General features: G+C 68.7%; 15 protein-coding genes. 10 read left to right on the top strand and 5 right to left on the bottom strand.

Annotation, left to right across the window (positions count from 1 at the left end; all coding sequences use genetic code 11):
* The first annotated feature begins 67 nt into the window (after window positions 1–67).
* Window positions 68–706, top strand: coding sequence for a TetR/AcrR family transcriptional regulator (locus tag OG558_RS01570; RefSeq protein WP_405068611.1), 639 nt, complete (start codon window positions 68–70; stop codon window positions 704–706).
* Complete coding sequence (locus tag OG558_RS01575) at window positions 706–1497, top strand: maleylpyruvate isomerase family mycothiol-dependent enzyme (RefSeq protein ID WP_405068612.1); 792 nt, start codon at window positions 706–708, stop codon at window positions 1495–1497. Before OG558_RS01570 ends, OG558_RS01575 begins: the two co-directional genes overlap by 1 nt.
* Before the next feature lie 56 nt (window positions 1498–1553).
* Here the strand turns inward: OG558_RS01575 and moeZ are convergent, their stop codons facing one another.
* The 3 genes from moeZ to OG558_RS01590 all read right to left on the bottom strand — a co-directional run bounded on the left by moeZ (window position 1554) and on the right by OG558_RS01590 (window position 4409).
* A complete protein-coding gene (moeZ, locus tag OG558_RS01580; RefSeq protein WP_329481028.1) occupies window positions 1554–2744 on the bottom strand; it encodes an adenylyltransferase/sulfurtransferase MoeZ in 1191 nt (396 codons plus the stop codon).
* A 199-nt stretch (window positions 2745–2943) separates the two neighbouring features.
* Window positions 2944–3195, bottom strand: coding sequence for a hypothetical protein (locus OG558_RS01585; protein WP_405068613.1), 252 nt, complete (start codon window positions 3193–3195; stop codon window positions 2944–2946).
* 299 nt (window positions 3196–3494) lie between these two features.
* Entirely contained in the window at window positions 3495–4409 is a 915-nt protein-coding gene (locus tag OG558_RS01590; RefSeq protein WP_329481030.1) for an alpha/beta hydrolase, read from the bottom strand.
* A 42-nt stretch (window positions 4410–4451) separates the two neighbouring features.
* Between OG558_RS01590 and ligD the strand changes: the two genes are divergently transcribed.
* The 6 genes from ligD to OG558_RS01620 all read left to right on the top strand — a co-directional run bounded on the left by ligD (window position 4452) and on the right by OG558_RS01620 (window position 8842).
* Complete coding sequence (ligD, locus tag OG558_RS01595) at window positions 4452–5378, top strand: non-homologous end-joining DNA ligase (RefSeq protein ID WP_328518621.1); 927 nt, start codon at window positions 4452–4454, stop codon at window positions 5376–5378.
* 39 nt (window positions 5379–5417) lie between these two features.
* Window positions 5418–5624, top strand: coding sequence for a hypothetical protein (locus OG558_RS01600; protein ID WP_328518620.1), 207 nt, complete (start codon window positions 5418–5420; stop codon window positions 5622–5624).
* A gap of 126 nt (window positions 5625–5750) precedes the next feature.
* Window positions 5751–6380: a TetR/AcrR family transcriptional regulator gene (locus OG558_RS01605; RefSeq protein ID WP_329481032.1), complete on the top strand. Its 630-nt coding sequence runs from the start codon at window positions 5751–5753 to the stop codon at window positions 6378–6380.
* Between the two features lie 102 nt (window positions 6381–6482).
* Window positions 6483–6710 (top strand): DUF3107 domain-containing protein, encoded by a 228-nt coding sequence (locus tag OG558_RS01610; RefSeq protein ID WP_328518618.1) that lies wholly within the window; start codon window positions 6483–6485, stop codon window positions 6708–6710.
* Window positions 6711–6854: 144 nt separating this feature from the next.
* Window positions 6855–7124: a GlsB/YeaQ/YmgE family stress response membrane protein gene (locus OG558_RS01615; RefSeq protein WP_329481034.1), complete on the top strand. Its 270-nt coding sequence runs from the start codon at window positions 6855–6857 to the stop codon at window positions 7122–7124.
* Window positions 7125–7456: 332 nt separating this feature from the next.
* A complete protein-coding gene (locus tag OG558_RS01620) occupies window positions 7457–8842 on the top strand; it encodes an IS110 family transposase (protein WP_405068614.1) in 1386 nt (461 codons plus the stop codon).
* Window positions 8843–9601: 759 nt separating this feature from the next.
* On the opposite strand, the gene OG558_RS01625 is transcribed toward OG558_RS01620, so the two are convergent.
* Complete coding sequence (locus OG558_RS01625) at window positions 9602–10282, bottom strand: ferritin-like fold-containing protein (RefSeq protein WP_329481036.1); 681 nt, start codon at window positions 10280–10282, stop codon at window positions 9602–9604.
* A 253-nt stretch (window positions 10283–10535) separates the two neighbouring features.
* Here OG558_RS01625 and OG558_RS01630 point away from each other — a divergent pair, with 253 nt between their 5' ends.
* Both OG558_RS01630 and OG558_RS01635 read left to right on the top strand, forming a co-directional pair.
* Complete coding sequence (locus OG558_RS01630; protein ID WP_405068615.1) at window positions 10536–12200, top strand: DEAD/DEAH box helicase; 1665 nt, start codon at window positions 10536–10538, stop codon at window positions 12198–12200.
* Window positions 12201–12293: 93 nt separating this feature from the next.
* Window positions 12294–13202, top strand: a complete 909-nt coding sequence (locus tag OG558_RS01635) for a DUF4349 domain-containing protein (RefSeq protein ID WP_405068616.1) — start codon at window positions 12294–12296, stop codon at window positions 13200–13202.
* A gap of 1 nt (window position 13203) precedes the next feature.
* Here the strand turns inward: OG558_RS01635 and OG558_RS01640 are convergent, their stop codons facing one another.
* Complete coding sequence (locus tag OG558_RS01640) at window positions 13204–13953, bottom strand: AAA family ATPase (protein ID WP_329481042.1); 750 nt, start codon at window positions 13951–13953, stop codon at window positions 13204–13206.
* Between the last annotated feature and the right edge of the window lie 34 nt (window positions 13954–13987).

The following is a 13987-nucleotide window of genomic DNA, read 5'->3' on the forward strand; positions in this document are numbered from 1 at the left end:
GGGGACAAACCCACTCGAAACCTACGGGGTGTTGACGTCCCTAATGGTCTTAGGTTTTCCTTAGTGCATGAGCACTGCCGGGCTGGACCGTCGTACCCGCCGTCGCCAGGAGACCATCGCGGAGGTCCTGGACGTCGCCATCGAACTGATGGAGACCGAGGGTGTCGCCGCGCTCAGCCTGTCCGCGGTGGCCCGCCGGCTCGGCATGCAACCGCCGTCGCTGTACCAGTACTTCCCGTCGAAGATGGCGATCTACGACGCGCTCTTCCAGCGCGGCGCCGAGCAGTTCCTGGCCGCGCAGCGCGACGCTGTCGCCGCCGCGACGACGGGTGACGTCGTCGAGCTGCATCTGATCGGCACCACGGCGTTCGCCCGGTGGAGCATGCGGAACCCGGTCTACTCGCAGCTGTTGTTCTGGCGGACGATCCCCGGGTTCGAGCCGAGTCCGGAGGCGTTCGCGCCGGCCCAGGAGGCGCTGGCCGACCTTCGCCGGCACCTGCAGGCGGGAGTGGACGCCGGGCGGCTGCGTCCGGACGCGGCGAGCGAGGAAGGACTCGCGGTGTTCACGTCGATCACGTCAGGAGTGCTCTCGCAGCAGATGGCGAACCAACCTGACGCATCGTTCGAGGAAGGACGGTTCAGCCGGCTGCTGCCCGTCGTCCTCGAGATGTTCTACCAGCACTACGCACCGACCGGGGGGAAATGATGACCGCTGTACTCGCTCAGCAGATCGGCCGGGCCGACCGGCAACGCTGCACGGTCCACCGCGACGCGGAGATTCACGCGTGGCACGACCTGCTCGCGTCACTCGAGGGAGCCGAGTGGCACCGCCGTACCGTCTGCGACGCGTGGGATGTCGCGGACGTCGCCGGGCACCTGGTCGGCCAGGCAGAGGACGTGCTCCGGCCGTGGTTGTTCCCACTGCGCGACCTCAAGGCGAAGCGGAAGTACCCGCAGGCGGTACTGCTCGACGCGCACATGATGATCCAGGCCGACGAACACCGGGGGACGCCGCCGGCCGAGGTGCGGGCGTCGTTCGACAAGGTGTGGGCGAAGGCCTCGCGCAGGATCGCCCGGAACCCGGCGCTCGTCCGGCGGATCCGGGTGAAGCTCGAAGGCGTACCGGGCTTCGAGTCGATCGATCTCGGCTACATCCAGGACATCCTGCTCGCCCGTGACTTGTGGATGCATCGCGACGATGTCTGCCAGGCACTCGGCCGCGAGTTCGACGCGGGACTGTACGCCGAGGAGATCGTCGCGCAGGTCATGTACGACGTCGACAGCGGACCGTTCTGGGGTGACCGTCCGGCCGTTCTGCTCGAACTCACCGGGCAGGGAGGTGGGACCTACCGGCTGGGGAGGGACGAGCCGGTCGGCCGCGCCGCTCTGGATGCCGTCGGCTACATGCGGACGCTGTCCGGCCGGGACGACCATCCCGTCGTCACCGGCGATCCGGTCGCCGTCGAAGCGGTCAGCAGCTGCCGGATGGCCTTCTAGACGTCAGGGGCTGCTAGACAGCAGGGGGCTGGAGTGATCCAGCCCCCTGAGCAGTTCTAGTACGACGGCTGACTCGGGTCGATCTGGTCGACCCAGGCGACCACGCCGCCACCGACGTGGACAGCGTCGGAGAAGCCCGCGCCCTTCGCGATCGCCAGGACCTCGGCGGAGCGGACGCCGGACTTGCAGTGGAAGACCAGCTGCTTGTCCTGCGGCAGGTTCTCCAGCGCCACACCGGTCTGGAAGTCGGCCTTCGGGATCAGCACCGAGCCCGGGATCCGGTTGATCTCGTACTCGTTCGGCTCGCGGACGTCGATCAGTACGAAGTCCTTCTCGCCGTTGTCCTTCAGCTTGATCCACTCGCTCAGCTGCTTCACCGAGATGGTCGAGCCGACGGCCGCGTCGGCCGCCTCCTCGGTGATCGCGCCGCAGAAGTCCTCGTAGTCGATCAGCTCGGTGACGGTCGGGTTCTCACCGCAGATGGCGCAGTTCGGGTCCTTGCGGACCTTCAGCGAGCGCCAGTTCAGGTCGAGCGCCTCGTAGATGTTCAGCCGGCCGAGCGACGGGTCGCCGATGCCGGTGAGCAGCTTGATCGCCTCCGTCACCTGCGCCGCGCCGACGGACGCGCAGAGCACGCCCAGTACGCCGCCTTCCGCGCAGGACGGGACCATGCCGGGTGGCGGCGGCTCCGGGTACAGGCAGCGGTAGCACGGGCCGTGCTCGGCCCAGAACACGCTGATCTGGCCGTCGAAGCGGAAGATCGAGCCCCAGACGTACGGCTTGCCGAGCAGCACCGCGGCGTCGTTCACCAGGTACCGGGTGGCGAAGTTGTCGGTGCCGTCGACGATCAGGTCGTACTGCTCGAAGATCTCGAACACGTTGTCGTTGTCCAGCCGGGTCTCGTGCAGGACGACGTTCGTGTTCGGGTTGGTCTCGAGAATCGACTCCTTGGCCGACTGGGCCTTGGACTTGCCCACGTCGGACTGGCCGTGGATGATCTGGCGCTGCAGGTTGGACTCGTCGACGGTGTCGAACTCGACGATGCCGAGCGTGCCGACACCGGCCGCGGCCAGGTACAACAGCGCCGGGCTGCCGAGACCACCGGCGCCGATCACCAGCACCTTGGAGTTCTTCAGCCGCTTCTGCCCGGCCATCCCGACCTCGGGGATGATCAGGTGCCGCGAGTACCGGCGCACCTCGTCGATGGTCAGCTCGTCGGCCGGTTCGACCAGCGGTGGCAGTGACACGTGTCGGCTCCTCAGGAAGACGTCGGACGGGATCTCCGGTTTTCAACCATCTGTCCCTCCCCCATGTTCCCGCACATCCCAAACCACCCCGCGCGCAGTCCACATCCCGGTCCCCTCGTCTCACTCCCCCACCGCCTCTTTGAGCACCCACCAACCAGAATCCGCGGCGGAAAACGGTCGGTGGGTGCTCAAAGTCGGGTCAGTCGTTGTCGGTGATGGTGGCGGAGAGGTGGAGGGGGAGGGGGAGGTGGGGGGCGTTGGAGTGGTGGGGGGTGGCGGTGAAGGTCTCGGTGGGTTCCTTGAGGTTGTCGTCGAGGATTCTGACCGGGAGGTCGCCGGTGGTCTTGCCGGGCTCGATGAAGCCGTCGATGGAGCGGATGGCCGGGCCGGTGCCGTCGTCGTTCGGGACGGTGTAGTCCTTGCGGATCAACGCCGTACCGTCCTTGACCATCGGCGCCGGCGCGTCGAGGCGCAGGGTCAGTCGTAGCCGCCGGCTACCGGTTCAATGTTCCAGTTGTTGCCTTTAGCAATGGATGGCGGCGCGGGCGGGGCGGCCACAGCGGTCATTGTCCCCACACCCAGCAGTGCGACCATCCCCAGCGACAGTGTCCTCACGGCGTGGGCGATCACTCGCACAGTGGTCCTCTCGTTGTCGACGAACAGGTTGTTCGTCGGACTTGTCAGGCGAGAGGAAAGTTGACCGGATCCGCCGCTCAGTCGTGTCTCAGTCCGGCGGCGGATTCGACTCGATCAGGAGATCAGCTGGCGGACGGCGCGCTCGACCAGTTCGGGGTGTTCCATCTGGGCGACGTGACCGGACTGCGGCAGGTAGAGCAGCCGTGCGTTCGGGAAGGTGCGCTGGGCCTTGGTGCGGATCCGGGCGTCGACGAGTCGGTCCTTGCCGCCGTACACCAGCAGCACCGGGCACTCCACCTTCGCCGCATCCGCCCACAACGACCGGCGCGGCGGAGCCAGCGACGACCTCAGGATGCTCCGGGCGCCGTCCAGTGTCGCCCGCGTCACCCACGGGTCGGTGTCGCGCCGCCGCAGCTCTTCCTCGTACGCCGCCAGCACCTCGGGCGCAAGCGACCGCGGATCGCCGAACACCATCGCCAGCGACGCCCGGAACCGCCGATCGAACGGCAACCGCCGGCTCCGCTCCAGTACGACGGGGCCCAGCCGGGGCGTCGCGAGCGCGGTGAACCACATCGCACTGGCGGACACCCGCGGATGCGGCAGGGCGGGAGAGATCAGAGTCAGCGAAGCGATCAGGTCCGGGCGCTGTGCTGCGAGCGTCACCGCGACGGCGCCACCCATCGAGTTCCCGAACAGGTGCACCGGCTGATCGACCTCACGCTCCAGCAGCTCGATCAGTACGGCGGCCTGCTCGGTGATCCCCGCGGCTCCGGCGAGCGGCGTACGTCCGAAGCCGGGCAGATCGGGGGCGATACCGCGAATCGTGTCGTTGAGCAGCAGCCCGAGGGCGGTCCAATTCAGCGAGGACCCGCCGAGGCCGTGCACGAACAGTGCGGGTGGTAGGTCCGCCGCCGCGCCCGGCACGTCTCTGACCAGCAGATCCACCCCAGCGACCGGCACCCGGCGTGCCGGCCATTCCTGCGCTCCCAACGGCACGCCAGTGCCGGTTACTGCCCCGTAACTCTCCACGAAACCCATGTTAAGACGCTCTCAAGCTGGACACTGGGACACATGGCAAGCGCGCCGCAGCAGCTGACGACCGAGGTCGACGGGCAGACGATGAAGCTCACCAACCTCGGCAAGGTGCTGTATCCACAGACCGGCTTCACCAAGGCCGAGGTGATCGACTACTACCACCAGGTCGCGCACCTGCTGCTGCCACATCTGTCCGACCGCCCCCTGACCCGCAAGCGGTGGCCTGACGGCACCGAAGCGCCGTACTTCTTCGAGAAGAACGCCCCGCGCGGTACGCCGGCCTGGGTGCGGACCGTGACACTCCCGACGCCCGGCAGCTCGACCGGTCGGGACGAGGCGGACTTCGTGGTCGCCGACGACATCCAGACCGTGGTCTGGCTGGCCAACCTGGCCGCGCTCGAACTGCACGTGCCGCAGTGGCGGATCGGCCTGTCGGACCACGGCAAGAAGCCAGAGGCCGACCTGATCGTGTTCGACCTCGACCCGGGGCCGGGGGCGACCATCGTGGAGTGCTGCGATGTCGCGCTGGCCCTGCGCGAGCTGTTGAGTCACTACGGGCTGGAGGGCTGGCCGAAGACGTCCGGCAACAAAGGCATGCACCTGTACGTGCCGATCGAGCCAGCGTCGTCCAGGAAGACCAGTGCGTTCGCCAAACAACTGGCCGAGCAGTTGGCCGAGGCCCTGCCCGAGAACGTCACCGCGAACATGACCAAGGCACTGCGTCCCGGCAAGGTCTTCATCGACTGGAGCCAGAACGCCAGCGCCAAGACCACACTGGCGCCGTACTCCCTCCGCGGGTCCGACGAGCCGCGGGTGTCCACCCCGATCGACTGGGACGAGGTGGCGTCGGCGACCACGCCCGAGGAGCTCAGATTCCTCCCCCATGACGTCCTCGCCCGGATCGAGGAGTACGGCGATGTCCTGGAGGGGCTCTACGACGACCCGAAGCCGCTACCGTCGTAAGGGTCAGAACCGTCGAACACCGAGAGGAGAGGCAGTCGCATGACCAGTGAACCCGACTACGAGGGTCCTGCCGTCGGCAGTGTCCCGGATGACGCTCCCGAGGCCGACGTACTGGAGCAACGCCAGAGCTCCACCGTGGTGGACGACCGCCCCGAGGATTCCGGCGTACTGCTGGAGGCCGACCCGGTCGATGTGGCGGAGCAGCGCCGCGCCGTGGGCGACGCGGACGAGGACGACTACCGCTGAGCGGTACCACGATGGAACCCGGTTCGGCGGGGAAGCTACTGGCCGGGACAACCGCTGGGTAGGATTCGGGCAACGACCCGGCGGTCGAGCCCGAGCCGCCGGCGCCGCACCACCGAAGGAGCCGACGTGTCGACGACACCCGAGACCGCGCCCAAGCGCGGCAGCCGCCTGCCGCGGCTGGCCCGCCGCGCGCAACTGCTCGAGGCGGCCCAGGAGGTTTTTGTCGCGAACGGCTACCACGCCGCCGCGATGGACGACATCGCCGATCGCGCCGGCGTCTCCAAGCCGGTGCTCTACCAGCACTTCCCCGGCAAGCTGGAGCTGTACCTGGCCCTGCTGGACACCTCCTGCGACGCGATCATCGCGTCCGTCCGGGACGCGCTGAAGTCGACCGACGACAACAAGCTCCGGGTCGCGGCCACGATGCACGCGTTCTTCGAGTACGTGGCGAACGCGCAGGGCGCCTTCCGGCTGGTGTTCGAGTCGGACCTGACCAACGAGACGGCCGTCCGCGAGCGGGTGGACCGCGTCACCCACGCCTGCGCCGAGGCGGTCTCCGAGGTGATCAGCGCCGACGCCGGCCTGAGCCGGGAGCAGTCGATGGTGCTGGCCGTCAGCCTGGTCGGCATGGCGCAGGTCAGCGCCCGGTACTGGCTGGCCTCCGACGACCCGACGCTGGCCCAGCAGCAGGCCGCCGACCTGGTCGCCTCGCTGGCCTGGCGCGGCATCCGCGGCTTCCCCCGCACCGACGGCTGAGGTTCTGCTCTCGGCGGACGGGTGAGGGCCGACGGCTCGCAGCGGATAGGCTCGAAGCGTCACCGGCGAGAGCCGCCGGTCGGAACGTGCCCGGAGGGTTTCGTGGAGGTCAAGATCGGCGTGCAGCACGCCAATCGTGAATTGGTGCTGGAGAGCGAGCAGACCCCGGAAGAGGTCCAGGAGGCGGTCGCCGCGGCGCTCAGCGGCAAGGCGAACCTGTTGCAGCTGACCGACGACAAGGGCCGCCGGGTGATCATCCCGGCCGACCGGCTCGCGTACGTGGAGATCGGCGAGGTCTCGATCCGCAAGGTCGGCTTCGGCGCGATCTGATCGCGGTCCGGACACAGTCGCGCGTGTCCCGGTTGCGGAGTGCCACGGAAGGGGCACGATGGCGGTGAGACCTGCGTTGCAGTGGTCTGGTAGCTACGGGGCGCCGGCCCAGGCGCAGGTCAGCCATCCCTCAAAGGAGGAACCGTGTATTGGGTCTGGATGCTCATCGTCAGCCTGATCGCAGGCGTCATCTTCGGGCCGCTGGCCCGGCTGGTGCTCCCCGGCAAGCAGGACATCGGCCTCGGCTGGACCATCCTCGGAGGCGGTATCGGCGCCTTCATCGGTGGTCTGATCGCCTACTTCCTCGGCGTCAAGGACACGTCCGGCCCGGACTGGATCCAGTACCTGATCCAGATCATCTGCGCCGCGATCGTCATCGCGTTCATCTCGTCGCGCAAAGCCAAGACCGCCTGACCACACCCGCCCGTGGGGCGAGTTCCCGCGCATCCCGACGGCCGCCGCCCCTTCCGGGCAGGCGGCTGTTGTGCATCCCACTCCCGGCCATTTGAGGGGAGTCGTTGTGGCACTGGTGGTGACGTCTTGCGGTCGTGAAAATGGGGTTGGGGTGCCCGTTGACGCCGGTTGGTTCTTGGTCGTAGGAGTCCGTAGGTGGAGTCTGGCGCCGGGGCCCGACCTGATGGGTCATGCATTGTTGCTTCGAGCACGCCGGTCAGAATTTCGGTTCCCGACCGTGGCCCCCGGGCATCCCGCCGAGCGGTGTCGTTGTGGGTGGGAGGGTGGTCGGGGTGAGGTCAGAGCCGGTAGTGGTCGTTGATGCCGAGCAGGAGGAGACGGTCGAGCGGGTTGCCGCGGTCGATGTGGCCAAGGCGACGGGCAGGGTGTGCACCCGGCTGCCTGATCCGGGCCGTCGCGGGAAACGGGTGACCAGGGTGTGGGAGGTGCCGGCCACGACCAACGCGATCATCGAACTGGGTGATCAGTTGATGGTTGAGGGGGTCGAGCGGGTGGTGGTGGAGTCGACCTCGGATTATTGGCGGCCGTTTGTGTATCTGCTCGGTGCGGCTGGGCTGAGGGTGTGGCTGGTGAACGCCCGCGAGGTCAAGAATGTCCCGGGCCGGCCCAAGACCGACACGATCGACGCGGTCTGGCTGGCCAAGCTGAACGAGCGGGGGATGCTGCGGCCCTCGTTCGTGCCACCGGCCCAGATCCGTCAGTTGCGCGACTACACCCGGCTGCGCTCGGATCTGGTCGCGGAACGGTCCCGGCACAAGCAGCGGCTGGAGAAGCTGCTCGAGGACGCGCTGATCAAGCTGTCCACGGTGGCCTCGGACATCTTCGGTGTCTCCGGGCGGGTGATGCTCGAGGCGCTGATCGCCGGCCGCCGCGACCCGCGCCAGCTGGCCGACCTGGCGCGGGGCAAGCTGCGGGTCAAACAGGCCGCGCTGGTCGAGGCGCTGACCGGCCGGTTCGACGACCACCACGCCGAGATCGCCCGGATGCTGCTCGACCAGGTCGACAGCCTCGACGCGCAGATCGACCGCATCACCGCGCGGATCGACCAACTCCTCACCGACATCCCCGAACCTGTCGACCCCACCACCAGTGGCCAGGACAGCGGCGAGGGCGGGGGCGAGGGCAGTGGCGAGGGCAGGGGCGGATCTGCACCGTGCGAGGCCTCGCGGTACTACCCGCCAGCCCAGCGGCTCGCCGAGATCCCTGGCATCGGCCCCAAAGCGGCCCAGGTGATCATCGCCGAGATCGGCCTGGACATGCGCCAATTCCCCACCGCGAAACACCTGGCGTCCTGGGCAAAACTCTCCCCCCGCACCATCCAGTCCGGGCCGAGGAACCGATCCGGGCAGACCGGCAAGGGCAACCCCTACCTCAAAAGCGTCCTCGGCGAAGCCGCCGCCGCAGCGTCGCGGACCGACACCTTCCTCGGCGAACGCTACCGGCGACTGGTCAAACGCCGCGGCAAACTCAAAGCCCTCGTCGCCGTCGCCCGCTCCATCCTCGTCATCATCTGGCAACTCCTCGCCAACCCCCACGCCCGCTACCACGACCTCGGCCGCGACTACCACAACACCCGCATCGACAAGAACCGCAAAGTCCGCACCCACCTCCGCCAACTCCAAGCCCTCGGCTACCACGTAACCCTCACCACCACCTGACCCCCACCACCACCACCCCACCGCACACCCAACCCAGCCTCGCCCCACCCGCGAGACCACCCCACCCTGCCCAGCCAAGGTCGTTATTTTCCGGTCAGAACCCCCGAAGGTGCCCCTTCTCCCCCTCTGATACGACGAGAGAACCGGCAATTCGAGGGGTTAACCGTCTCTCCTGTCGTTCCGTGGAACGCCGGCCCGCCTGACCTTGTGCACCGATCAAGCATCGACCCGCCGCGACGCCCGAGTGGTGGACAACCCGTGCGGAACGACAACCACCACCAGCCGGCCGGCGGAAGGGCGGCCGGCGGCAGGCCGGTGGGCGGTGAGCGGTGAGCGGTGAGCGGTGAGCGGGGATTTCGGGCAGGAGCAGGGAGCTGGGACAAGGTGTCGGGACCTTGGACAGGTCATGGGTTGTCCCAAGCCCCGACCTGATGTCCGCGCCCCCGCCCGCCAAACGGCGCCCCGGCCGGGACCGCGCCTGCTTGGTGCGTGCGCCAGCATCGCGGAACCGAGCCCGGACCCTGGCCAACCGGTCTCAGCCACCGCAGAGATCGACTTTGTGCATCAGATCCGTACCCGGCCCCCCGGCGCCCTACGGATCTGGTGCACAAAGTGACCGACCAAGCCAGCCGGACGGGGCAGCCGGGCTACCGGCCACCCCTCCCCGCCGCCACTAACCCACGGAAACGGCACACGAGCCGGTTAACCCTCAAATGGAGGCAGGCGGGGTGCGTCGGGTCTGGAGGCTGGTGGGTGGGGTCAGGCCTGCAGGCCGAGGGCGGTCATCCGGGCGGTGTGGGCCTCGGTGAGGCGGGTGAACATGCGGCCGATCGCGGCCAGGTCGAGGCCGGGGCGGTCGACCGATCCGGCCAGCAGCGCGGCCAGTGAGTCCCGGTCCGCGGCGATCCGCTGCGCCTGGCTGAGCGCCTCGCCGACTAGGCGGCGTCCCCACAGCGCCAGCCTGCCACCGAGCTTCGGGTCCTCCTCGATCGCGGCCCGGACCCGGTCGACCACGAACTCGGCCTGCCCGGAGTCCGCGAACACCTCGAGCACCAGGCCCCGGGTCTCCGCGTCCACGAACGACGCGATCTCGCGGTAGAAGTCGTTGGCCAGGCCGTCCCCGACGTACGCCTTGACCAGGCCCTCCAGCCAGTCCGACGGCGCGGTGTGGTCGTGGAACGCGTCCAGCGGGGTGACGAACGGCGTCATCGCCGCCATCGGGTCCACGCCGAGCGCGACCAACCGGTCCCGCAGTTGCTGGAAGTGGCCGAACTCGGTCGTCGCCAGCGCCGCCAGCTCCGCCTTGTCGTTCAGTGTCGGCGCCAGTTTGGCGTCCTCCGCCATTCGCTCGAACGCCGTCAGCTCGCCGTACGCGAGCACTCCCAGCAGATCCACCGCCGCGGCCCGGTAGGCGGGATCATCAAAGGCCGTCTGCTCCATGCCCGGCACCCTATCTGGACCGGAGCGCGAGTGGCGCAAACCACACGAGGCGGGCTTGACGGCGGTTGCGGCTACACTGGAGGGCGATTCGCCGGTGACGCGCCCAGATGGGCAAGCTGGTGCGAGGTGCTTGCACAGTGTCCCCGCGCCTCACGATCGGGGCTGAGAAGCCCCAGGCGCCCGGCCACTGAGCACACCTGTCCGTACAAGCATGTGAGAGGCGATCAGCCTGACCACCTTCCGAGAGCTCGGCGTGCTGCCCGAGATCTGCGACGCGCTCGACCGCGTCAACATCGTGGAGCCGTTTCCGATCCAGGAAATGACACTCCCCGTCGCCCTGATGGGCACCGACCTGATCGGCCAGGCCCGCACGGGCACCGGCAAGACGCTCGGCTTCGGCATCCCGTTGCTGCAGCGCACCATCTCCCCCGGCGAGGCCGACTACGAGGAGCTCGCCGCTCCCGGCAAGCCGCAGGCGCTGGTCGTCACCCCGACCCGCGAGCTGACCATCCAGGTCGCCAAGGACCTGGAGACCGCGTCCACCGTCCGCACGGTGCGCGTCCTGACCATCTACGGCGGCGTCGCGTACGAGCCGCAGCTGGACGCACTGAAGAAGGGCGTCGACGTCGTCGTCGGTACGCCGGGACGCCTGCTGGACCTGGCGAACCGGGGCGTCCTCGACCTCGGCCACATCAAGGTGCTGGTGCTGGACGAGGCCGACGAGATGCTCGACCTCGGCTTCCTGCCCGACGTGGAACGCATTCTGCGCAAGACCCCCGAGCTGCGGCAGACAATGTTGTTCTCGGCAACGATGCCGTCCGCGGTGATCGCGCTGGCCCGCACCCACATGCGGCACCCGCTGAACATCCGCGCGGAGTCGCACGAGGACACCGAGATGGTGCCGACCACGGCACAGTTCGTCTACCGGGCGCACGATCTGGACAAGCCCGAGGTGGTCGCGCGGATCCTGCAGGCCGAGGACCGCGGCCGGGTGATGATCTTCTGCCGGACCAAGCGGGAGGCCTCCCGGCTGACCGACGACCTGCAGGATCGTGGGTTCAAGGCTGCCGCGATCCACGGCGACCTGAACCAGCAGGCCCGTGAGCGCGCGCTGACCCGGTTCCGCGGCGACAAGATCGACGTACTGATCTGCACCGACGTCGCGGCCCGCGGCATCGACGTCGAGGGCGTGACGCACGTCATCAACAACACCTGCCCCGAGGACGAGAAGGCCTACATCCACCGGATCGGCCGGACCGGACGGGCCGGTGCGAGCGGGATCGCCGTCACGTTCGTCGACTGGCCGGACGTGACCCGGTGGAAGACGATCAACAAGGCGCTCGACCTGCCGTACGACGAGCCGCAGGAGATCTACTCGACGTCGCCGGAGCTGTACCACGACCTGGGTATCCCGACCGACGCGAAGGGCCGGATCAAGCCGGCCCGCGAGCCGCGCGAGACCGCCGAGGCTCGCGACGAGCGGCCGGCGCGGAGCCGTCGAGGTGGCGAGGCACGCACCGAGGGTGACGGCGAGCGGACCGCGCGCAAGCGCAGCCGGACCCGCAAGCGCACTCGCTCCGGCCAGGTGGTCGACGAGAAGTCCGAGGCCGACGTCACCAGCAAGACCCAGGTGCCGCCGACCGAGGAGTCCTCGACCGAGGCCGCCGAGGCCCCGCAACAGGAGCGGAAGCCGCGCAAGCGCACCCGCAAGACCGCGGAGACCAAGCCTGAGGTCCAGGCCGAGGTCACGACTGCGGACGCGGCCGTCGAGGCACCTGAGGCGCCGGTCAAGCGGACCCGTGCGCGCACCCGGAAGACCGCCGAGCCCAAGCCGACCGAGACCGCTGAGTCGAAGCCGGCCGAGACCGCTGAGTCGGGGACGCCTCCGACGATGCCCCTGTTCACCGCCCCGGAGTGACCCACACCGTTTCCGAATGGTGAGCTGAGCCTGCAACACCCTGCCCCTCGGGGACCGTCCTAGGACGGAAACCACCAGAGAGGGGCAAGGGTGATGAGGCCGATCAGCGGTGTGGTGATGGCGGCGTTGGGGTTGGCGCTGCTGGCGGGGTGTGGGGCCAGTGGCAACGACAGCGCCGGCACGAGCGAAGCGGCGCCGGTCCAGAAGCAGGACTCCGGTACGGCGGCCGACGGCAAGTCATCGAACGCGGAACCTCAGGTTCCCGGGCAGCCACCGGCCCAGACCCAGCCGACCATCACGCGCGCGATCATCAAGACCGGTTCGCTCACCGTCGAGTCGGACGACGTCGCCGCCACCCGGCAGAAGGCGATCACCGCGATCGCCGGCCTCGACGGGCAGGTAGCGTCCGAGGACACCGGCAGCGACGCCGACGGCAAGATCACCCAGGCCAACCTCGTGCTCAAGGTGCCGACGAAGTCGTACGACGCCGCGATCCAGCGACTGTCCGACCTGGGCAAGCAGCTGCAGATCCACCAGGAGTCCAGCGACGTCACCGAGCAGGTGGTCGACGTGGCCAGCCGGATCGAGACCCAGCGCGCCAGCCTCGACCGGATGCGCGCCTTGATGGCGAAGGCGAACACCATCGGCGAGATCGTCTCGGTCGAGAGCGAACTCACCCGGCGCGAGTCGGACCTCGAATCCCTGCTGGCGAAACAGAAGAACCTCGCCCTGCAGACCGATCTCGCCACCCTCACGCTGACCGTCACCGCGAAGGGTCAGCCGCCGGCACCGGCAGAGGACTCGGACCGCGGCTTCCTGGCGGGTCTGAAGGGTGGCTGGAACGCGTTCACCGCCGTATTCTCCGCGCTGGCGACCGCGCTCGGGGCGGTCCTCCCGTTCCTGGTGCTGCTCGCGCTGATCGGCGTACCGCTGTGGCGGTTCCGGCACCGGATCCGCCGTCAGCCTGCCGCCCTCCCGCCGACTCCGGACAGCGCGCAGTAGCTCAGAGCAGCGCGGCGGCCAACGCCCGGTAGGCCTTCGCACCGGGCGAGGCCGGCGCCGTGCTGAGAATGGTCTCCCCGACTGCCGGCGCCTCCGCGAACCGGATCGACTTCGGGATCGCCGGCTCCAGCACGTCCAGAGAATACGTGTCCGCGATCGTCTCCAGCACCGCCCGGGCATGGATCGTTCGGCCGTCGTACAACGTCGGCAGCACCCCGAGCACGTGCAGCTCCGGGTTCGTCAGCACCTGGACGTCGTGAATCGTGTCAAGTAGTTGCCCTACGCCACGATGTGCCAACGTCTCGCACTGCAAGGGAATCAGGACATCGGACGCCGCCGACAACCCGTTCACAGTCAGCAGCCCCAGGGTTGGCGGGCAGTCCACGATGATCCAGTCGTACGACGCCAGCAGCGGGCGCAACGCGGTCCGCAGTACCTGCTCCGGGCCACCCTCCTGAGCGAGCCGCACCTCCATGGTGGCCAGCTCGATCGTCGCCGGCAGCAGGTCGGGCGCGTCCTCGAACTCGATCAGCACCTCCTGCGCCGTCACACCGCCGAGCATGACGTGATGGATCGACTTCTCCAGGTCCTCGGGGTCGATGCCGACCGAGAACGTCAGGCACGCCTGCGGGTCGAGATCGACCAGCAGCACCCGTTGACCCAGCTCGGCCAGGGCAGCGCCGAGCGTCGCGACGGTGGTCGTCTTGGCCACGCCGCCTTTCTGATTGGCAACCGCAAGGGTGCGAGGCACGCCGCCATTGTGCCGCACCGGGGCCCGCGCGCCC

This window comes from Kribbella sp. NBC_01510, from assembly GCF_045040325.1.
Classification (GTDB): Bacteria; Actinomycetota; Actinomycetes; order Propionibacteriales; family Kribbellaceae; genus Kribbella.

What these genes read in the sequence shown, in the direction of transcription:
- OG558_RS01570 (WP_405068611.1), top strand. Translation starts at nt 68, where the DNA reads ATGAGCACTGCCGGGCTGGACCGTCGTACCCGCCGTCGCCAGGAGACC.
- OG558_RS01575 (WP_405068612.1), top strand. Translation starts at nt 706, where the DNA reads ATGACCGCTGTACTCGCTCAGCAGATCGGCCGGGCCGACCGGCAACGC.
- OG558_RS01585 (WP_405068613.1), bottom strand. Translation starts at nt 3,195, where the DNA reads ATGGTCAAGGACGGTACGGCGTTGATCCGCAAGGACTACACCGTCCCG.
- ligD (WP_328518621.1), top strand. Translation starts at nt 4,452, where the DNA reads ATGGCAAGCGCGCCGCAGCAGCTGACGACCGAGGTCGACGGGCAGACG.
- OG558_RS01600 (WP_328518620.1), top strand. Translation starts at nt 5,418, where the DNA reads ATGACCAGTGAACCCGACTACGAGGGTCCTGCCGTCGGCAGTGTCCCG.
- OG558_RS01625 (WP_329481036.1), bottom strand. Translation starts at nt 10,282, where the DNA reads ATGGAGCAGACGGCCTTTGATGATCCCGCCTACCGGGCCGCGGCGGTG.
- OG558_RS01635 (WP_405068616.1), top strand. Translation starts at nt 12,294, where the DNA reads ATGAGGCCGATCAGCGGTGTGGTGATGGCGGCGTTGGGGTTGGCGCTG.